The following is an 18589-nucleotide window of genomic DNA, read 5'->3' as shown; positions in this document are numbered from 1 at the left end:
ATGGCACAAGAGGCCGACATCAGTATTCGCAGCGAGCTTATCGACCGCGTGCAACTTATCGAAAAAATTAACAAAGGGGAGTATTTGGTTATTGCAGCAGATGAATCAGTATTGACTGATCTTCCTTCGGGCAATTGGATTGCAGGGACTATCCCTTACTTCATGACCGCAGAGGGTGGCACTGCAGATCGCAACAATATGTTTGTGCATACTATAGACGGTGTGCAGTCCTCTAACGCGCCGCGCATTACACTTTATGATGGCAATTCCATCTCACGCATAGCACAAGAGGCGCCGGAGCATGGCTTCACCATTGTGATATTGCCAGCCATGTCAGAAATACATTTAGCTTACGCACAAAATTCACCGGACTACACCAATATGTATTTTTCACCCATTATTGGTTGGATTTCTGGCGTGCACCTGGACGATATTGGCAGCCGTAACGCAAAGGTAGGGTTTGGCCCGGCGCGTGGCATGCTCTTTGATCAGCAAGCGGTTGCAATGCATATTCCATTGCCGGTTAATCAACTTGCCAACATTAATATTGTCAATCTGTTTACCCAGGGTAACGGCCCTGAAATCAAATTCAAACATACCGGTTTTAGCGCTACTGATTGCACCATCAACGGTGAGCCAGCAAATTTGGCCGATTACATCAAGCATGCAAAAATTGATACTCGCCTACCACTGGTAGCAAATTATTCCGGCGTGATGGTAAATGTCAGTATCCAACAGGTTGATGAAGCAAATAATAAAGTTGAGCTTTATGCACCAGTGTTTGCAGATATTAGTTATCGTTTTGCCAATCCGGTGGATAATTACATTGAAAGTTTTAACAAAGAATTATCGGCATCTGCCAGTGAGGGAATTTCATTTTCCTGCAACTGTATTCTGAACTATCTTTACTCGGAACTGGAGGGAAAAAAGACCCGGGATTTAACCGGCCCAATTACCTTCGGTGAAGTTGCCTATCAATTGTTAAACCAAACTCTGGTGTATTTAAGTATAAGCGGCGGTTCACGCTAAGTAGATAAAAACAATAAAACCCAACAACCATTGACAATCAATAAATAACAGCCAATAAATAATAAAAAGAAAAATACACGAGCAATAAAAAAGGCGGGCACTCAGGTGCCCGCCTTTTCTTATACTCGGCAGCAACAATCATCGCCCGGCGCCATACGCCTGAATATATTGCTGTAAAGTTTTTTCATTGCGGCGAATAAAATCAATATCCGCCTGTGAAACTGCCAATACAGCAGGGTCAGCTTTTTCTTTTAATTGCTTGGCTTGATCTTCCGTCACTTTACCCAAATCGCCAAACAAAAAGTAAGCGGCAATTGCATTACCTAACTTGGTGCTTAACCGCATATATTCGCCCACTGATTTCCAACCGTACTGTCGAACTATGCTATCAGCCTGCCCCAACAAATTCTCCTCACGCAGCACCAATTCAATGTACTGATCCTGCTCTATCGAAGAGAGAGCTTCAAATGTTTTAAATGATTCTGGAGTGAGGTGGCGAGCATCAATAGCCTGTATCAGTGGTGCCATATCGCGGTTGCTTTTCATCCAGCGATTAACCGATTGCACATTCAGGTTATTGTTGTCGGGCAACAATTGCGCATGGCTTGACACCGCCACCAATACTATTAAAAAAACACTCAGAAACTGAGTTATACATTTCATTGTGTTTACCGCCTTATCAAGAAACACGCAAGCTAATTGCGGCGGTCAGCGACCAAACCCAAAAGAAAAAGAATACTAAAAATGGGGTAAGAATACCCAATGACAAACCTGCCACCCCCTTCCCTTCATAAAAGGGAAAAAACACAAAGAGTGTGATCAGGGTAGGAATCAAGGCAATCACGAAGCTACGCGCAAATATACTGCTCGCATAAATCGGCAACAAAAACAAAAACCCCCACAAACCACCCCATACAATACGTGGGTACATCCAATGCGGGGAAAGAGAACCTGCAAGCCGTACATTTAACGATTGGGTAATGCCGTAATAACTAAATAGCCACATAACCACACACATGACCAACCCACCCAAACAACCTGCCCCAAATACCGTTAATGTATTTCTCATAAAAGCTCACTCGCACAATGACTGATGTATAACGACAGCGAAGGTCCAAACCCGACATAACACCTAACGGGAATAGCCCCCTCTATTTAGTGGACGACAGTGTAGCACCGCAAATTAACACTTGGTTACACGAAGTCTGCAGTTTGAGCTGTTACAATAGCGGCTCAGTTTTTAGCCAGCCCTTCTTATTTATTACCGGCGATTGCATTATGTTTCGTTTTTTTGAAAGCCTGATAAAGCCCTTCCCTCCGCAAGAACCCACTAGCCCACCCAAAACGCTCTATGCATTTTGCCGGCACTATAGCCGGGGCGCGGAATTTTATTTGATTGCCATGGCCGTATTTACCGGCCTCATTGCGATTTTAGAAGTCTCGCTGTTCGGCTTTCTTGGCAATTTAGTCGATTCGCTTAATCAGCACACACCGGCTGTTTTTTGGGCGGAATCCCGGCAGGAATTAATCTGGATGGCAGTTATCCTGTTAATCGGTTTACCCGTTTCAGTATTAATGCACTCATTAATCATGCACCAAACTTTGCTGGGCAATTTTCCCATGCGCATTCGCTGGCAAGCACACCGCTACCTGCTGGGACAGAGCTATCAGTTTTATCAAAATGAATTTGCGGGCCGTGTTGCAACCAAAGTGATGCAAACGGCGCTGGCAGTACGCGAAACTATTATGAAGCTACTGGATGTATTGCTTTATGTAATGGTGTACTTCAGCAGCATTCTGGTATTAGCCTTTTCGCTGGATTGGCGCCTTGCGCTCCCCTTAATTGTTTGGTTTTTTGCGTACTGTGGCCTGCTCTATTACTTTTTGCCGCGCCTCTCCCAAATTTCTACTGCGCAAGCCCATGCACGCTCGGATATGACAGGCCGCCTGGTGGATACCTATACCAATATTTCTACGGTGAAATTATTCTCCCACTCCAATCGCGAGGCCGATTACGCCAAAAAAGGCATGGAATATTTTTTAACAACAGTTCACCCACAAATGCGCCTTGCCACCCTACTCGGCACCAGCGTATGGGTTATTAGTGTGATCCTTATTTTCTCCATTGCTGCCACCTCGCTTTGGCTATGGTCAAACGCAGCGATTACAACCGGAGCCATTGCTGCGGCCATTGGTTTGGTATTGCGTTTAAACGGTATGGCGCAATGGATTATGTGGGAAGTATCTGCACTATTTGAAAACATCGGCACCGCGCGCGATGGCTTAAACACCTTGTCCATTCCCCGCGAAGTGCAGGACAAACCCAATGCCAAGCCGTTACTTATCCAACACAGTGCAATTGACTTTAAATCGGTAAACTTTAATTACGGCAAACACGAAGGTTTGCTGAATAACTTTAACCTGCACATTAATGCCGGTGAAAAAATTGGCCTGGTTGGTCGCTCCGGCGCAGGCAAATCCACTCTGGTGAATTTATTGCTGCGGTTTTACGATGTGGACAGCGGCAGCATATTAATCGACCAACAAAATATCGCCGAAGTGAAACAAGAAAGTTTACGCGCACAAATTGGTATGGTGACGCAGGACACCTCGCTCCTGCACCGCTCTATTCGAGACAACCTGCTCTACGGTAAACCAGACGCTACCGAAGCGGAAATGGTTCAAGCAGCACAGCAAGCGGAAGCGCATGATTTTATTATGGGTCTCAGCGATAACGAAGGCCGCACCGGCTATGATGCCCATGTGGGCGAGCGCGGTGTAAAACTTTCGGGCGGCCAGCGCCAGCGCATTGCTATAGCGCGGGTGCTCATTAAAAACGCACCCATTTTGATTATGGATGAAGCGACATCAGCACTCGACTCCGAGGTGGAAGCCGCCATCCAAACCAATTTAACCACGCTAATGCAAGGCAAGACTGTAATCGCAATCGCGCACCGTTTATCCACCATCGCGGCGCTGGATCGTTTAATCGTGTTGGATAAAGGCCAAATTATTGAACAGGGAACCCACAATGAATTGATTGCATTAGGCGGTGTGTATGCGCATTTGTGGGCACATCAGTCAGGCGGATTCCTGGGAGAGTTCTAGCACGTTTTTGAAATCATTTTCATTGTGATATTTGAAATCATTTTCATTGTGATAAATGTGGCGGGTTGCTGCGCGAACCCGCCCTATTTACACACACAGCTACTTCTTGGCGAAATGTAAATCCCATATCACCAATAAAATTCCAATCAAAAAACCCACGTGGGCTAATACCGCACCCACCGCAAATAACCAACCCAACAATACCGGGCCACCATCATCAGGGCCAAACAAACTGTACAGCATGATCGGCGCTGCACTTGCCAGCACCAACATCAAACTTAACGCAATTATTTTTATACCGCGCGGCGATTTACTATGCAGCACCATGCGGATGGGATTCCACATAGCCCTTACCACATCAAATCGTCAGGAATGACGTAGTCTTTATAGGGATCATCTTCATCCACTTTATTGTCTTGCTTGGTATTGGCAACCACCACAAATTTATCATCGCGCTGTGCTATTTTGTCAGCAACGATACGCGGCACCAGCTCGTAACCTTCACCCAATTTCACTACCGCTAATAAACCCCGCGCAATTTGCTCCAGCACCAAAGGCGATACCCGCATTTTCTTGATGAGCTTACCATCGGTAAAGTTGTACTCCACATCGCCATTACCCGCACCTTTAGATTGGCGATGATTTTCGATCAGCTGTTTAATTTGCGCAGCAATGGCTTTTTGTTGCAACTCCAAATCGCGCTGGCGATTTAATTCGCGGTCGCGCTCAATTTTTTCCAACCGCGCCTGCTCGGCCGATTGTTTTACTTCATCTACCACTTCTTCGCTGGAGCGGCGCGCCACATTGGTTTCTTTGCGTTTCTCTTTGTTGGCCTGTTTGGCTTTTTTGGCATCAATCAAACCGGCTTTTAATAGTTGGTCTTGCAAGGAGGCCATAATAAATTCTGCTCAAAAAGTTAAGTTGTTGAATTAAGTTGTTGGATAGAGATTTGCCGGGTAATGCGCCCTCACCCACTCAGCACGTTTGGCAATCGCACGGCGTTTTTCATCGCTCTGCGCGTCCAGGTGTTTTACCTGTAATGCGAGGCGCGGATGCTTGACGAATTTTTCGCGATGCTTGGCGAGAAATTCCCAGTACAGCGTGGTAAAGGGGCAAGCATTTTCCGTTTCAGCAGCATCGGGCTGGTAAACACAGCCATCGCAGTAATTGCTCATTTTGGCAATGTAGCGACCAGTGGCAATATAGGGCTTGGACGCCATTATGCCACCATCGGCGTACTGGCTCATCCCCAATACATTGGGCAATTCCACCCATTCGACCGCATCCACATACATAGCGAGATACCAGGCATGAATTTGCTGCGGTTGCACCTGCCACAGCTGGGCAAATAAACCGGTCACCATTAACCGCTGGATGTGGTGCCCATAGCCGTGATCCAATACTTGTTTGATGCTCTGCGCCAAGCAGTTCATGTCCACCGCGCCGGTCCAGTAAAAATCCGGTAGGTTGTGCTGGGCGTCCAGCGCATTCATGGTTTGCCACTGCGGCATCAGGCTCCAATAAAGTCCGCGCACGTACTCGCGCCAGCCGAGAATCTGACGAATAAAACCCTCCACGGCATTTAAAGGCACAGCTCCCTTTTGATAGGCGCGCTCGGCGGCGGTGATCACCTCCAGAGGCGAGAGCAGTTTGAGATTAAGTGCCGTCGATAAGCGCGAGTGGTAGAGCCAGGGTTCGTTAGTCCACATGGCATCCTGATATTCACCAAACAGCGGCAGATTTTTGTCGATAAAAAAGTCCAACAATTGCAGCGCCTGGTTGCGATTAACCGGCCAGCCAAAACTGATTAAATTACCAGGATTAGTGGGGAAGAATCGCTCAATTGTCGCGATGGCACTCTGGGTCACGGCATCAGCCGGAAATACTAATGCGGCATCCAGCAAGCCAGGGCCTTGCGCCGAAAAGGTGCCGCGATTGTCTTTATCGTAATTCCACTCGCCGCCTTCGGGTTGATCACCGCGCATTAAAATGCCGCTGCGTTTGCGCAATTGGCGATACCAATATTCCATGCGCCACTGTTTTTTACCTTTTTGCCAAGCGGTAAATTCGCCGGGTTGGGCGATGAAATGATTATCCGCCAGCAGCTCCAACGGCAGATGGTGTTCGGCGCAAAAGCCCCGGAAGGCTTGCAGCACCCGATAATCCCCCGGCAACACCAAACGTAGTTGTGCAGGCTGATAGTGCGCCAGCGTTGCTGCAAGCGCAGCGGAAAAATCGCGTAGGCAAAGCTCATCCAGCGAAATGTAATGCAGCGGCAATTCTTCATCGCGTAGGCTTTGTGCAAAGTGCCGCATGGCCGCCAGAAACATCACGCTGCGCTGTTTATTGGAGGGAACATGGGTACTTTCGCCCTGCACCTCTGCCATCCACAACAAATCATGTCCGGAATCAAAATCATCAAACAACGCGCTATCGCGATTGAGTTGGTCGCCCAAAATCACACACAGGCGGCGAATAGTTGCAGGGGATTTGTCGCTTATGGGCGCAGTTTTTGTAGCGGGCTTAGTCATTGATTGGTTTTGTCCTTGGTTTTTCGCGCGGAACTAGCGCAAGCTTTGGAACAATATTTAACCTCTTGCCACACCCGCTCCCATTTCTTGCGCCAGCTAAAAGGGCGCTGGCAGTGAACGCAGATTTTCTCGGGTAAATGTTGTTTTTTCATATTCTCAGCTAATTGCGGTCGGGTATTTTGGTAATACGACAGTACCGTCTGCTGGTATCATTCACGCCTTATTTATCGTGTAAACCTGACTATGCCAACCAACACCATCAAACGCTGGGACATATTTTGCCGTGTGATCGACAATTTTGGTGATATTGGCGTGTGCTGGCGCTTGGCGCGCCAGTTGGCGGCGGAGCATCAACAGCAGGTACGTTTATGGGTGGATGATATTGCATCGCTAAAACGCATCTGGCCAGAGACCAATATGCAAGAACATCAGCAGCTGGAAGGTGTAGAAGTGCGCATCTGGCATGCGGCGTTTGATGCATCAACTCAGCCCGCCGACGTAGTGATTGAAGCCTTTGCCTGTGATATTCCGGACACTTACCTACAATCAATGGCGAAACTCAAGGCCAGCGGCCAAGCGCCGGTTTGGATCAATCTGGAATACCTGAGTGCTGAGCCTTGGGTAGCAGAATGCCACGGCATGGCCTCTGTTCACCCAGCAACCGGCTTGCGTAAAACCTTTTTCTTTCCCGGCTTCAGTCCGCCTACTGGCGGTTTGTTGCGGGAGCAAAACCTGCTTAGCCAGCGCGATGCATTTTTTCGGTCGCAGTGGCTTAATCAGATGAACATAGACCCAGCACCCAACAGTCTGCTGATCTCCCTGTTTGCTTACGAGAATCCCGCCATTGGTGGTTTACTAGCCGCGTGGAAGCAGTCATCACAACCAATCCACTGCTTGGTACCGGAAGGGAAAATTCTCAGCAGTATTAATCAACACTTGGGTAAAACCCTGGTCTGTGGCGATATTTATCAATCCGGCAGCCTGACAGTGCAAGTCATCCCTTTTCTCACCCAGACCGAATACGACAAGTTGCTCTGGGCCTGCGACATTAACTTTGTCAGGGGTGAGGATTCTTTCATCCGCGCCCAGTGGGCCGGAAAACCGGTGGTATGGCATATCTATGTGCAAGATGACGATGCACATCTGGTCAAATTACAGGCATTTTTAGCCGTCTATGTACCCAAAGATCAGGCGCTCAGGTCGGCCATAACCCAATTCTGGCTCGATTGGAATGAAGCCGGACATACCGATAGCAGCTGGATCACCTTGATAAACCTGCTGCCCGCATGGCAGGAGCACTGCAAAACCTGGACTCAGGCACTGAGCGAAACACCGGATTTAGCACAACAACTATGCAACCATTGCCTGGCAATGCCGGGCTAAAAAAGCACTACAGAAAAACACCAAAGAACTGTATAGTAGCGCGCCGATTTCAAACCCGGGACCTCTGGGGGCTTAAGGCCCGCGCGCTCTGCGAACCAAGGCTTCCCTCCTATTCGTTAACCATTGCAAACTGGGATTTACCATGAAAAATGCTCAAGAATGCCGCGCAGGCAACGTTCTGATGATCGACGGCTCACCCTGGGTTGTTCAAAAAGCGGAATACAACAAATCCGGCCGTAACTCTGCCGTAGTTAAAATGAAATTGAAAAACCTGCTGAGCGGCATCAACACCGAAACCGTTTACCGTGCAGACGACAAATTCGACGACATTCAACTGGATCGTAAAGAAGTAACCTACTCCTACTACGCCGACCCAATGTACGTATTTATGGACCCAGAGTTCAATCAATACGAAGTAACTGCTGAAGAATTGGGCGACCTGTTGCCCTGGATGGAAGACGGCATGGAAGACGTATGTGATGCGGTGTTCTACGACGGTAAAGTAATCTCCGTAACTCCACCTAACGCCATCACTCGCGAAGTGGCTTACACCGAACCTGCAGTACGTGGCGACACCTCAGGTAAAGTGATGAAGACCGCCAAACTCAACAACGGCACCGAACTGCAAGTGGCGGCGTTTGTTGAAATCGGTCAAAAGATTATCATCGACACCCGTACTGGCGAATACAAGTCTCGCGCTTAATCGCAGAGCTGTATCGCAGTTAAAAAATGGCGCCCTTGTGGCGCCATTTTTATTGGTGTGTGGTATTGAACTATTTTTGTTGTTGAATATCTATCCATTTGTGTTTTTACTGACATCAGGATTTTAGTGTTAACAACAATAGGAAATATCATGCACACAATATCTTCACTCAAACTTTTACTTTCCCTTTCCCTCGCCTCACTAATTTCGTCTGCCCATGCCGATAGCTTGCACGACCTGCAACAAGCACTAAAAAAGTTTGAACAAAATTCACCGTTCAGTGCTCAAGTGACTGCCAGCGTGAAAAACCAAAACAAAGAAGGCGACGATCACAATATCAAAGAAGGCCTTGCCCAATTTGCGGTAGAACAAAACCCAGCGGGGTTACACATCCGCTATTCACCGGAACTACTCAGCAATATCGACCGGGAAACTGAAGCCAAAAAACAAAACCCACAAGCATCAACCCCCACAACCGAAGCGATGAATCGTTTCAACTATTCGGAAATCAGCATACTACTCAACCCCGTACGCGATATCGGAGACGATTTAAGCAAAGCACAATTAGTGAAGGAAGAACACGTCACCTACAACGGAAAATCCGCGCGTTTACTTCACCTACAAATTCCGCTTGAAAACCTGAGCGAAGAAGAGCGCAAAAATCTCAAAAAATACCGTACCGACCTGCAGTTCTGGATTGACGAAAATGGCACCCCGCTCGCGAGCCGCTCAACCGGAAAAGGCTCTGGTCGTTTTGCGCTAGTCATCGGATTTGAATTTCATTTTGATGTTGAAAAAACCTATATCACCCAAGGCAACCGATTATTGGTTGCAAAGCTTTCATCGACATCCGGCAGCAGTGGTGCCGGTATGGATACTAACGAAGCGATCACGGCAAGTTTGAAATTGCTGAATTAACCCAAGTGCACGCGTAATTATCTTTAGATGATAGTGGTCAATTTTTTATTTTCGCAGCGCCCAAAAGAGCCGAGGCAACAACAACGCCAATAAAATCATCCCAAATAATACCGCCTCAAAATAACTGGAACGCACCTGCATAAACACATGCACCCAAGCAAGAATTGCAATTAAGTAAATACTTTTATGCAGTCGTATCCAGTTACTCCCCAAGCGTCGCATCATTGATTTAGTTGAAGTAATTCCCAATGCAACTAACAAAATAACAGCAGGGATAGTAACCAGAATATAAGGCCGCTCGACCAATTCTTTTCCGAAGCGAGAAAAGTCCAACCCTAAAATAAAAACCAGAAAAGTAAGTACATGCAAAACGGCATAAAAGAGTGTAAATAGGCCCAACATACGCCGATGGGTTTGCAACCAGCGGAAGTGAAAATTTTTGAAATTGATAAAACGCCGCAGCGGGGTTACGGCAAGGGTGATAAACAAAAAATAGATTGTCCACTCACCCGTAAACAACACAATGGTTTTAGCTGGATCTGCACCCAGCTGATTTGTCAGTGTTTTATAAACAATAAATACCAGTGGAATCAATGAGAGGAAAAAAATTAGAACTCGTCGCCACAATACAGGCATAACAATCACTCTCAATAAAATTTACGCAAATCCATATCTTTATACAGATGCGCCACCTGCTCCGCGTAACCATTAAACAATTGCGTAGGAATAATGTTCGGGCGCAATAAACCGCTCGGCAGGCGGCGCTCTTCCGCTTGACTCCAGCGTGGATGGCTCACTGCCGGGTTTACGTTAGCGTAAAAACCGTACTCATCAGGCGCGAGCATACTCCAGGTGGTTTTAGGTTGCTTTTCGGTGAACTCGATTTTCACAATGGATTTGATGTATTTGAAACCATATTTCCACGGCACTACCAAACGCAGCGGCGCACCGTTTTGATTAGGCAACACCTTGCCATACAAACCCACCGCCAAGGTGGTTAAGGGGTGCATGGCTTCATCCATGCGTAAACCTTCGCGGTATGGCCAATCGATGGTGCTAAAACGGCTTTTTTGCCCGGGCATTTCTGAGGGACGCTCAAGCGTGGTGAACGCCACATATTTTGCTTTACTGGTTGGCTCAGCGCGCTTAATTAAATCGGCCAGTGAAAAACCCACCCAGGGCACCACCATTGACCATGCCTCGACACAGCGCAAGCGATAAACCCGCTCTTCCAGTGCAATACCTTTTAATAAATCTTCCAGTGCAAAGGTGCCGGGCTTGCCAACCTCACCCGCTATTTCAACTGTCCAGGGATTTGTTGTTAACACATGGGCTTTTGCGGCGGGATCCGTTTTTTCGTAGCCGTATTCATAAAAATTGTTGTAACCAGTAATGTGCTCGTAAGGCGTAAGCGCATCAGGGATAACTTCCTTATTCGAACTTGCCTCAGCGATTTGTTGTTTTAGCCAATCAGGCCCTTTTACTTCTGCCTCAGTCACCTGACCAGGTGCCGCTAAAATACCCGGCGCGGCGGCCATACCAACACCCAGCGCAGCAACACTCATCGCACCGCGCATAAAATCGCGGCGCGCGTTATAGATTGCTTCAGGGGTAATTTCGGAAGATGGGATATCGCTTGGTCGCTTGATAATCATATTGACCTCGGTAATGCGGAAGGATTTGCTCTATAGACTCACGGCAGACACATTTGTTACTTGAGCAGCGCAAAAACATAATTTCTGCCCTTGTGGTCGCACACAAAATAGCGATCACCCAAGGTGTCACAGTCCGTGATGCTCAACGCCGGAGGCACACTAACTGACTCGCTGACGGCCATCGCTGCCTTATCTTTCTTAAGAAAGCCAAACATAGTTTCAAAACGTTGCGCGAAATCCAATCCCTTGGTTTGTAAATCTTGATAAAGATAGGCGAACTTTCGATAAGTCATGGTCACTGCACACAGGCCAATTTCACACATTTTGTCGATGTATTTTTCGTAGCTCGCCGCTAGCGCCACTGAACTACCTTTCACGTTCGGCAACGCCATAGTGTTATAGGCGTCTAGCACACCAGCCGCAAGACGGTGATTGGCTTTATTCCCCAATAGTTCGTAGTTGGTGTCAACACAGCGAATGTGACGCCCTTGTAATACACACGCTGACGAATTCATAGGGTTTGATTCAACCAAATTATTACGTGCAGAAACAACACGTGGTTCATTGGTAGAAGAATGAACAGAAGTAGGTGCGACGGTTGGAGCTTGATTAGCAGGCAATAGCGCTGGGGATAATTTTTTTACCGGTGCGGGTAACTTGATTGCATTGCGCTCTGCAGGTCGCTTTAACAGCGAAAACTGAACCTGTTCGTTATTCTTTTTAAATTGATGAAACGGCGGTAAATTTTTAAGTTGTGCTTTGGCTTGCAACTGACAATAGACTTGCTCGTAATAGGTCTCGGCCGAGGCAAAACAAAAGGTGTCCGCCTTGGCGCCACTAGTCAGTAACCATAAAAAAATGATACTGAAACAATAATGACGCATGGGCATTCACCTTTTTATCTATTAATGCGTAATCAACCAACATTGGTGGATTTTAGGGTTGCGTTTAAAATCCTCATCAATCGTTTGTGCGCTGATATCCTTAATGGTGAAACCGCTGAGTGCATCGGCATCCAATTTAAAACTGCGCAGATTGTTAGAGAAAATCAGCGTACCGCCCTCTGCGAGTGAACGCATGGCATTGTTGATCATACCCACATGATCGCGCTGCACGTCCAACACATCTTCCATCCGTTTTGAGTTGGAAAAACTGGGCGGGTCGAGCAGAATCAAATCAAATTGCTGATCGTTATCTTCCAGCCACTGCAAACAATCTGCCTGCTCCAAACGGTTGCGCGATTCACTCAAACCATTTAACGCATAATTCTTACGCGCCCAGTTCAAGTAAGTGTTAGACATATCCACACTCACGGTATAACGCGCGCCCGCCATGGCGGCGTGTACACTTGCGGTTGCGGTGTAGCAAAACAGGTTCAGGAAACGTTTGTCTTTAGCCATATTCGCAATCATCAAACGTACAGGGCGATGATCGAGGAACAAACCGGTATCCAAATACTGCCACATATTGATGTGCAGTTTGGCCTGCCCTTCCTGCACACTAAACACATCACCTGTCGGGCGCTCACTGATTTTTTCGTACTGACTGGTGCCTTTATTGCGGCGGCGTTGTTTGTAGCTGATATTTGCGGCGGGAATATCCAGCACAAATGGTACGGCCATTTCAATTTCAGCAAAACGCTGTGCGGCGCGGTCTTCATCGACCGATTTGGGCGCCGCGTATTCCTGTACATGGGCGTAAAGTTGCGGAGCATGATAGGACTGGGTTTGACCGCGATAAATATCAATGGCAGCCGAATATTCCGGCATATCTGCATCATATAAACGGTAGCAACTGATATCGTTTTTCTTCGCCCACTTTTCCAATTGTTTGAGGTTTTTTTGCAGGCGATTCACCAGCATCTGCGCGCCATTAGACAAGGCAGCAGCTTGCTCTTTTTTGTTTTCAATTTTGACGCGCTGTTCTGCTTCTTTGCGCTCTGTATCATCTTTACTAAAACGCGCATCCTGTTCAACACGGCTTTGCACAAACGCCTCGCTGCTGATGCTAAACATCAACAGTTCGCTGGGGATGGTGCCATTAAAGAATTTGTATTTTTTATCGGCGCGCAAACCCATTTGTTTGCCCAGTTCCGGGTTACCGGTAAACACACCCGCACGCCAACCTTGGAATTCATTGCGCAACCGCTCGCCCAAGTGAGCATACAATAATTTTAGCGATTCAATTTCACCCAAGCGCTCACCGTAAGGCGGGTTGCTAAGCACCAAACCAAATTCCATTGTTTTATTGTGCGTCGGTTTAACAAAATCGGCCAATTCTTTGCGGCTCACACGCAACCAGTGATCCAACTCGGCGCTGACAATATTTTCTTCTGCCGCGCGAATCACTTTTATATCGGCGTCATAGCCGCGAATTTCCGGTAAATTTTCACGCGCGAGGCCGATTTTTTTGCGCTCGAACGCTTCATCTCGCAAAGTTAGCCAGATGTCATTGCGATGATTCAACCAACGTTCAAAACCAAAACTGCCGCGCAGCAATCCGGGCGCTATATCCGCTGCGATTAACGCCGCTTCAATCAAAATTGTTCCAGAGCCACACATAGGGTCCAGCAGCGCACCACCTTGCGCGGCGATTTCCGGCCAACCGGCGCGAATCAAAATACCCGCGGCCAGGTTTTCCTTCATAGGCGCACTGCCCTGCTTAATGCGATAACCGCGGCGATGCAGACTGTCGCCCGACAAATCGATACTGACGATTACTTTGCTCTTGGATAGACGCACATTTACGCGCAAATCCGGGTCGCGTTTGGCGACGGAGGGGCGCTCGCCGCTGAAATCGCGCAGACAATCGACAATCGCATCTTTTACTTTTACCGCGCCAAACTGGGTATTACGGATCGCATCGTTAGTGCCAATAAAATCCACTAACAGGCTACCACTCGGGCTTAAGTGCTCCTCCCAGCGCAACTCACGTACACCGTCATAGAGTTCTTCCTGACTATTGGCCTCGAAACTTGCAAGCGGTAGTAACACCTTATTGGCCAAACGCGACCAGAGGCAGACCCGGTACGCCAGCTCTATATCGCCAGAAAAATAGATGCCCGCAACCGTCTCGCGCAGGTCTTCTGCGCCAAGGGTTTGCAGCTCGGTATAGAGCAAGCCTTCCAGCCCTTTGGGGCAGGTAGCGAAATATTGATATGTCATTAATGTTTCCAATATGAACTTTTCTGAACCACACCTGACTAAACAAAGGTGTTTGTCATTAAGTTGTCAAATACATTTGCTAGGCCGATATGCCATATAGAACGGCCTATGTATAAAAATTTAATCGTTCACGACGCAGGTTAAATCTGGTGTACTCACCCAACCTGTTAACGCTAAGGAGAATCCAAGAACCAGTCAGACCGGCAAGTGAAAGACCGCAACACCGCTTTCGTCGATAACTAAAACCTATCGATAATCCACAACTTAGAGGTGCTATAACTGATGAAACGTCAAAAACGTGACCAAACAGAACGCGCATTTGTAAAAGGGTATCAAGCAGGTATTGATGGGCGTTCAAAAAGTCTTTGCCCCCATGAAACAGGCCAAGCTCGCCAACAATGGCTAAATGGCTGGCGCGAGTCGCGCATTGATCAATGGGATGGCTACAGCCGTTTGGCACAGGTTCAAAAGGTTAACAACATTCAACCCATGGCCATGAGTGGCTAATGTTTAACTCGCCTTATTGGCATCGAACACAGTCCTACAAATTTTTTACCCAATCATGTTAAATGAATAAGCCCGCTACTGCGGGCTTTGTTCTATTCAGGGCATTAATTGTCGATTTATAACACAGCAGTTTGACCAGCCCTACCAACTTACAGACCTCTTTGATAACTGGCGATTCCTTGCGCGGCGCGTGCAATCAGCGCAGGGCCTTCGTAAATAAAGCCACTGTAAATTTGTACCAGGCTGGCTCCAGCGCGGATTTTATCGGCGGCACTCGCGCCATCCAAAATCCCGCCTACGCCAATAATTGGCAACTTCCCGCCCAGGCAAGCATTGAGGGTTTTGATCACATAAGTGCTCTTATCGCGCACAGGCAAACCACTCAGACCACCGGCTTCATTGCCATTTTCATACTCTTCCACACCCACACGGGTGATGGTGGTATTAGTAGCGATAACGCCATCCATACCTTCTTGCAACAGAATACCAGCAACTTGGTGGATTTCGCCTTCATCCATATCCGGGGCGATTTTTACCGCGATAGGTACATAGCGACCGGTTGCCTTGTGCAAGGCGGTCTGTTCCGTTTTGAGTGGCGCTAACAATTGCGACAGCGAGTCGCCAAATTGCAAGTTGCGTAGACCGGGAGTATTGGGTGACGAAATATTCACAGTGATGTAATCAGCGTAGTCATAGACTTTACGCAGGCAGGTCAAATAATCATCTACCGCATTTTCAACGGGCGTTACCGCATTTTTACCGATGTTAATGCCGAGGATCCCGTTATAACGGCGTTTTTTAACCTGCGCGACCAAGTGGTCAACACCCTTATTGTTAAACCCCATGCGATTAATAATCGCTTGGGCTTCAGGAATGCGAAACAAACGCGGTTGCGGATTGCCGGGCTGCGGGCGCGGAGTAATAGTGCCAATCTCCACAAAACCAAAACCTAAGGCGCCAAGCGCATTAAAATAATCACCATTTTTATCCAAGCCTGCGGCAAGCCCAACCGGGTTGTCAAAGCTTAGCCCCATAACCTGCACCGGGTTGCTAGGCACCTTGCTCGTAAACAGACTCAAGAGACGCAAGCGCTCAGCGGCACCGAGCATATCCAGGCTGAGTTCATGGGAGGTTTCGGCGTCGAAGCGGAATAATACATCGCGAATATGCTGATACATGGCAGGCTCTTGGCAGATCAATAAAGGGAGTCAAAACAGGGCGCAAGGATACTGGATTACAGCCCCCAAATCACCCCAAACCTTGAGTTTATCCACCCAGGCGCTGGATGGATTGAAAGCGATTATCCTCATCAAAATTAATTTGAAATGTGCCGCGCACCCCATTGTGCAACACAAACGGCCGCAAAATACCCGCCGGAAAACGAATACTGCGGCCATCTATACTCTGGGCAAAAACGGTTTTGGCGCTGCCTTCATACAAGCGCTGAAATTCTTCGGCTGAAATAGCCAAGCTGACTACAATACTTTTCAAGAAAACCCCACAACAAAAAAACAAATACGACAAAACGAAAAGCCATTCTAATCAGATTTTAAATTGCAGGGTATTTTCCAATAGACGATCCGCCCCCTGACGCAGATTCAAACTGTAACCGAGGGTTTTCTGCACCTGATCCAATATATTTTCCGACGAATCGCCCAACTCACGGGTACTGCGCGACATTTGTTCTGCCACTGCCGCTTGTTGTTCGGCAGCGGTAGCGATTTGGGTATTTAAATCGCGCAACATTTCCACACTGTGCACTATTTGTTGCAGCGACTCACCGGCACTGGCGGCACTTTGCACCGAACTCTGGGCGCCGTCAAAACTCTGCAAAATAATATCCACCGCTTTACCCGCACGCTGCTGTAATTTCTCAATCACAGCGCGGATTTCCGCCGTTGAATCCTGGGTACGTTTTGCCAGCGAACGCACCTCATCGGCCACCACTGCAAACCCTCTGCCCTGCTCACCTGCGCGCGCCGCTTCTATCGCCGCATTTAGTGCAAGCAAATTCGTCTGCTCGGCAATACTGCGAATTACCTCCAGCACCGCACTGATGTCCGCCACATCGCGTTGTAATTCAGTGATGATTGTTTTGGCTTCACCCACATCACTTCCCAAACGGTTGATGACCGCTATAGCCTCATTCACGCGTGCGCGCCCTTCAATTACCGTATCGCGTGCAATATCGGTAGCGGAGCTGGCCTCCACGCAGGTGCGGGCCACTTCGCGCACAGTAGCCGCCATTTCAGTGGCCGCCGACGCAGACTGTTGGGTCTGGTTGTTCTGCTGATCCAACTCATCTTTAGTGACGTCTGTTACGGCTTGTAGCTCAACCGACAGTTTATTAACTTGATCTGCCGACCCTTGGATATTATTGATCAAGCGCGATACCTGATTCACCATCGCGGCCAGATTATCAGCAACTTCACCGATGACATCCTTGCTGCTCACCTGCAAGGTCTCGGAAAAATTACCGTTTTTGAGCGATTGTGTCAGGTTGTTTACGGAGTGCACGCTGGCATTGAGTGCAGCGAGAATTCCCATCGCAACATAACACCCCAGAATCACGCTCCCCAAGGCGACTGCTAACAGCAGTAGCCGCGTATCGGCAGCCTGCGCACGTGCGGTTGTTGCACTGCGCATCAACTGCTCGCTGGCAAGCACGTCCACTGCGGCCAGCGCATCAATCACTGTTGTTGCCTGCGCAAAAAACACGCTATTAGTGACAACGGGCGATGCAGGTGCGAGCGCATCTTGTAGCAGCATAGAATCAAAAAGAGCAGCGGATTTATTGAATTTATCGACTGATGTTGAAAAATAATTGGCGAGGGTTTGATCCTGATTTAACAACTGGATTTGCTGCTCAAAACTGGTCAATGCTCTCTTTACGCCAAAATGCAACCCAACCAATGTTGCGCGTTCCTCAGATGTAATTACCTGATCGGTCAAGGCACCGGCACCACGCCCCCGCAACTGCCCGAGCAATTCCTGGAGTTCAGGAATTTGAAACAGGGTTAATTGCGAGAGGTAATAATTGTCGCGCGTGGATTGCAGTTCAATATCAAAATAATCCACCAGTAATTTAATATCAGCTTGCACGCGCGCGACTAACTGCGTGTGCCCGATAAAACTTTTTGCAGCATCTTTCTCGATAGCCGCCAATTTTAGTGCGCGCCAGGATTGCTCTATTTCTGATAATGCAGAATTAAATGCAGTAGTTTCATCAATACGCTTGATTACCAGTGCAAAGTCCTGATCCAGCTTTTGCTCAAGCTGCTGCAGAGCTGGTGCTTTATCGCTTGCTCCTGCCAGATACTGCGCCATGAGGCCGCGATGTTGCGCCAACCCAAGAGCGATAGGTTTTACCGCGAGTATCAATTCCACACCGGTTTGGGTGCGCACCGCCGCCGCAACCGTACGATTATTTTGCAACCATTGCTGGCTTAACAACCACACAAATGGCAACAGAAAAATAAGTACAATGGTGAGCAATTTACTGGAGAAAGACATTTTATTTGCCAGCTGAACGGCTGGCGCAAAGAGACTGGACATAGCTATTCCCTGATAACAGTTAACAATAAAATAAAC

The 18589-nt window shown here is 47.9% G+C and carries 19 protein-coding genes; 6 read left to right on the top strand and 13 right to left on the bottom strand.

Annotated features, from left to right (window positions below):
* Window positions 1-1029 (top strand): DUF6976 family protein, encoded by a 1029-nt coding sequence (locus tag NNX04_RS02040; RefSeq protein ID WP_261947335.1) that lies wholly within the window; start codon window positions 1-3, stop codon window positions 1027-1029.
* Between the two features lie 138 nt (window positions 1030-1167).
* On the opposite strand, the gene NNX04_RS02035 is transcribed toward NNX04_RS02040, so the two are convergent.
* Together NNX04_RS02035 and NNX04_RS02030 are read right to left on the bottom strand one after the other, a co-directional pair.
* Window positions 1168-1692 carry a hypothetical protein gene (locus NNX04_RS02035; protein WP_261947334.1) on the bottom strand — a complete coding sequence of 175 codons (525 nt, stop codon included), beginning with the start codon at window positions 1690-1692 and terminating at the stop codon, window positions 1168-1170.
* A gap of 16 nt (window positions 1693-1708) precedes the next feature.
* A complete protein-coding gene (locus NNX04_RS02030; RefSeq protein ID WP_261947333.1) occupies window positions 1709-2098 on the bottom strand; it encodes a hypothetical protein in 390 nt (129 codons plus the stop codon).
* Window positions 2099-2307: 209 nt separating this feature from the next.
* On the opposite strand from NNX04_RS02030, the gene NNX04_RS02025 reads away from it, so the two are divergent.
* On the top strand, window positions 2308-4137 hold the full coding sequence (locus tag NNX04_RS02025; protein WP_151058113.1) for an ABC transporter ATP-binding protein: 1830 nt from the start codon (window positions 2308-2310) through the stop codon (window positions 4135-4137).
* 99 nt (window positions 4138-4236) lie between these two features.
* Here the strand turns inward: NNX04_RS02025 and NNX04_RS02020 are convergent, their stop codons facing one another.
* From NNX04_RS02020 to NNX04_RS02005, 4 genes are read right to left on the bottom strand one after another with little or no spacing between them, the layout of a single operon-like run.
* Window positions 4237-4482 carry a hypothetical protein gene (locus NNX04_RS02020; protein WP_261947332.1) on the bottom strand — a complete coding sequence of 82 codons (246 nt, stop codon included), beginning with the start codon at window positions 4480-4482 and terminating at the stop codon, window positions 4237-4239.
* Window positions 4483-4487: 5 nt separating this feature from the next.
* Window positions 4488-5033 carry a DUF2058 domain-containing protein gene (locus NNX04_RS02015; protein WP_151058117.1) on the bottom strand — a complete coding sequence of 182 codons (546 nt, stop codon included), beginning with the start codon at window positions 5031-5033 and terminating at the stop codon, window positions 4488-4490.
* A gap of 33 nt (window positions 5034-5066) precedes the next feature.
* Window positions 5067-6668, bottom strand: coding sequence for a cryptochrome/photolyase family protein (locus NNX04_RS02010; RefSeq protein WP_261947331.1), 1602 nt, complete (start codon window positions 6666-6668; stop codon window positions 5067-5069).
* Window positions 6665-6820, bottom strand: a complete 156-nt coding sequence (locus tag NNX04_RS02005) for a DUF2256 domain-containing protein (protein WP_007641854.1) — start codon at window positions 6818-6820, stop codon at window positions 6665-6667. Before NNX04_RS02005 ends, NNX04_RS02010 begins: the two co-directional genes overlap by 4 nt.
* Before the next feature lie 91 nt (window positions 6821-6911).
* Here NNX04_RS02005 and earP point away from each other — a divergent pair, with 91 nt between their 5' ends.
* The 3 genes from earP (at window position 6912) to NNX04_RS01990 (ending at window position 9672) form a co-directional block, all read left to right on the top strand.
* Window positions 6912-8051, top strand: coding sequence for an elongation factor P maturation arginine rhamnosyltransferase EarP (gene earP / locus NNX04_RS02000; RefSeq protein WP_261947330.1), 1140 nt, complete (start codon window positions 6912-6914; stop codon window positions 8049-8051).
* Window positions 8052-8193: 142 nt separating this feature from the next.
* Window positions 8194-8754, top strand: coding sequence for an elongation factor P (efp, locus tag NNX04_RS01995; RefSeq protein ID WP_007641857.1), 561 nt, complete (start codon window positions 8194-8196; stop codon window positions 8752-8754).
* A gap of 150 nt (window positions 8755-8904) precedes the next feature.
* Window positions 8905-9672: a hypothetical protein gene (locus NNX04_RS01990; RefSeq protein ID WP_261947329.1), complete on the top strand. Its 768-nt coding sequence runs from the start codon at window positions 8905-8907 to the stop codon at window positions 9670-9672.
* Window positions 9673-9717: 45 nt separating this feature from the next.
* Here the strand turns inward: NNX04_RS01990 and NNX04_RS01985 are convergent, their stop codons facing one another.
* From NNX04_RS01985 to rlmKL, 4 genes are read right to left on the bottom strand one after another with little or no spacing between them, the layout of a single operon-like run.
* A complete protein-coding gene (locus NNX04_RS01985) occupies window positions 9718-10308 on the bottom strand; it encodes a sulfite oxidase heme-binding subunit YedZ (RefSeq protein WP_261947328.1) in 591 nt (196 codons plus the stop codon).
* Between the two features lie 11 nt (window positions 10309-10319).
* The gene (gene msrP, locus NNX04_RS01980) at window positions 10320-11327 is read right to left on the bottom strand and encodes a protein-methionine-sulfoxide reductase catalytic subunit MsrP (protein WP_261947327.1); all 1008 of its coding nucleotides are present in this window, start codon (window positions 11325-11327) and stop codon (window positions 10320-10322) included.
* Window positions 11328-11383: 56 nt separating this feature from the next.
* Window positions 11384-12211, bottom strand: coding sequence for a hypothetical protein (locus NNX04_RS01975; protein ID WP_261947326.1), 828 nt, complete (start codon window positions 12209-12211; stop codon window positions 11384-11386).
* A 21-nt stretch (window positions 12212-12232) separates the two neighbouring features.
* Window positions 12233-14491, bottom strand: coding sequence for a bifunctional 23S rRNA (guanine(2069)-N(7))-methyltransferase RlmK/23S rRNA (guanine(2445)-N(2))-methyltransferase RlmL (gene rlmKL / locus NNX04_RS01970; RefSeq protein WP_261947325.1), 2259 nt, complete (start codon window positions 14489-14491; stop codon window positions 12233-12235).
* Between the two features lie 282 nt (window positions 14492-14773).
* On the opposite strand from rlmKL, the gene rmf reads away from it, so the two are divergent.
* The gene (rmf, locus tag NNX04_RS01965; protein ID WP_007641871.1) at window positions 14774-14998 is read left to right on the top strand and encodes a ribosome modulation factor; all 225 of its coding nucleotides are present in this window, start codon (window positions 14774-14776) and stop codon (window positions 14996-14998) included.
* 149 nt (window positions 14999-15147) lie between these two features.
* Here the strand turns inward: rmf and NNX04_RS01960 are convergent, their stop codons facing one another.
* The 3 genes from NNX04_RS01960 to NNX04_RS01950 all read right to left on the bottom strand — a co-directional run bounded on the left by NNX04_RS01960 (window position 15148) and on the right by NNX04_RS01950 (window position 18553).
* The gene (locus tag NNX04_RS01960) at window positions 15148-16176 is read right to left on the bottom strand and encodes a quinone-dependent dihydroorotate dehydrogenase (protein WP_261947324.1); all 1029 of its coding nucleotides are present in this window, start codon (window positions 16174-16176) and stop codon (window positions 15148-15150) included.
* A gap of 88 nt (window positions 16177-16264) precedes the next feature.
* Window positions 16265-16489: a DUF2835 domain-containing protein gene (locus tag NNX04_RS01955; protein WP_007641873.1), complete on the bottom strand. Its 225-nt coding sequence runs from the start codon at window positions 16487-16489 to the stop codon at window positions 16265-16267.
* A gap of 51 nt (window positions 16490-16540) precedes the next feature.
* The gene (locus NNX04_RS01950; protein WP_261947323.1) at window positions 16541-18553 is read right to left on the bottom strand and encodes a methyl-accepting chemotaxis protein; all 2013 of its coding nucleotides are present in this window, start codon (window positions 18551-18553) and stop codon (window positions 16541-16543) included.
* Window positions 18554-18589 lie beyond the last annotated feature (36 nt).

Origin of the sequence: Cellvibrio sp. QJXJ, from assembly GCF_024452345.1 — a bacterium.
Lineage (GTDB): Bacteria > Pseudomonadota > Gammaproteobacteria > Pseudomonadales > Cellvibrionaceae > Cellvibrio.
Note: the sequence above shows the minus strand (reverse complement) of the source record. Positions and strands in the feature narration are given on the sequence as shown.

Bases quoted from the DNA above. Each gene is read 5' to 3' on its own strand.
- NNX04_RS02020 (WP_261947332.1), bottom strand. From the start codon at position 4,482: ATGTGGAATCCCATCCGCATGGTGCTGCATAGTAAATCGCCGCGCGGT.
- NNX04_RS01975 (WP_261947326.1), bottom strand. From the start codon at position 12,211: ATGCGTCATTATTGTTTCAGTATCATTTTTTTATGGTTACTGACTAGT.
- NNX04_RS01990 (WP_261947329.1), top strand. From the start codon at position 8,905: ATGCACACAATATCTTCACTCAAACTTTTACTTTCCCTTTCCCTCGCC.
- NNX04_RS02015 (WP_151058117.1), bottom strand. From the start codon at position 5,033: ATGGCCTCCTTGCAAGACCAACTATTAAAAGCCGGTTTGATTGATGCC.
- NNX04_RS02040 (WP_261947335.1), top strand. From the start codon at position 1: ATGGCACAAGAGGCCGACATCAGTATTCGCAGCGAGCTTATCGACCGC.
- NNX04_RS02035 (WP_261947334.1), bottom strand. From the start codon at position 1,692: ATGAAATGTATAACTCAGTTTCTGAGTGTTTTTTTAATAGTATTGGTG.
- NNX04_RS01985 (WP_261947328.1), bottom strand. From the start codon at position 10,308: ATGCCTGTATTGTGGCGACGAGTTCTAATTTTTTTCCTCTCATTGATT.
- NNX04_RS02010 (WP_261947331.1), bottom strand. From the start codon at position 6,668: ATGACTAAGCCCGCTACAAAAACTGCGCCCATAAGCGACAAATCCCCT.
- earP (WP_261947330.1), top strand. From the start codon at position 6,912: ATGCCAACCAACACCATCAAACGCTGGGACATATTTTGCCGTGTGATC.
- NNX04_RS02005 (WP_007641854.1), bottom strand. From the start codon at position 6,820: ATGAAAAAACAACATTTACCCGAGAAAATCTGCGTTCACTGCCAGCGC.
- rmf (WP_007641871.1), top strand. From the start codon at position 14,774: ATGAAACGTCAAAAACGTGACCAAACAGAACGCGCATTTGTAAAAGGG.
- efp (WP_007641857.1), top strand. From the start codon at position 8,194: ATGAAAAATGCTCAAGAATGCCGCGCAGGCAACGTTCTGATGATCGAC.
- rlmKL (WP_261947325.1), bottom strand. From the start codon at position 14,491: ATGACATATCAATATTTCGCTACCTGCCCCAAAGGGCTGGAAGGCTTG.
- NNX04_RS01950 (WP_261947323.1), bottom strand. From the start codon at position 18,553: ATGTCCAGTCTCTTTGCGCCAGCCGTTCAGCTGGCAAATAAAATGTCT.
- NNX04_RS02025 (WP_151058113.1), top strand. From the start codon at position 2,308: ATGTTTCGTTTTTTTGAAAGCCTGATAAAGCCCTTCCCTCCGCAAGAA.
- msrP (WP_261947327.1), bottom strand. From the start codon at position 11,327: ATGATTATCAAGCGACCAAGCGATATCCCATCTTCCGAAATTACCCCT.
- NNX04_RS01960 (WP_261947324.1), bottom strand. From the start codon at position 16,176: ATGTATCAGCATATTCGCGATGTATTATTCCGCTTCGACGCCGAAACC.
- NNX04_RS02030 (WP_261947333.1), bottom strand. From the start codon at position 2,098: ATGAGAAATACATTAACGGTATTTGGGGCAGGTTGTTTGGGTGGGTTG.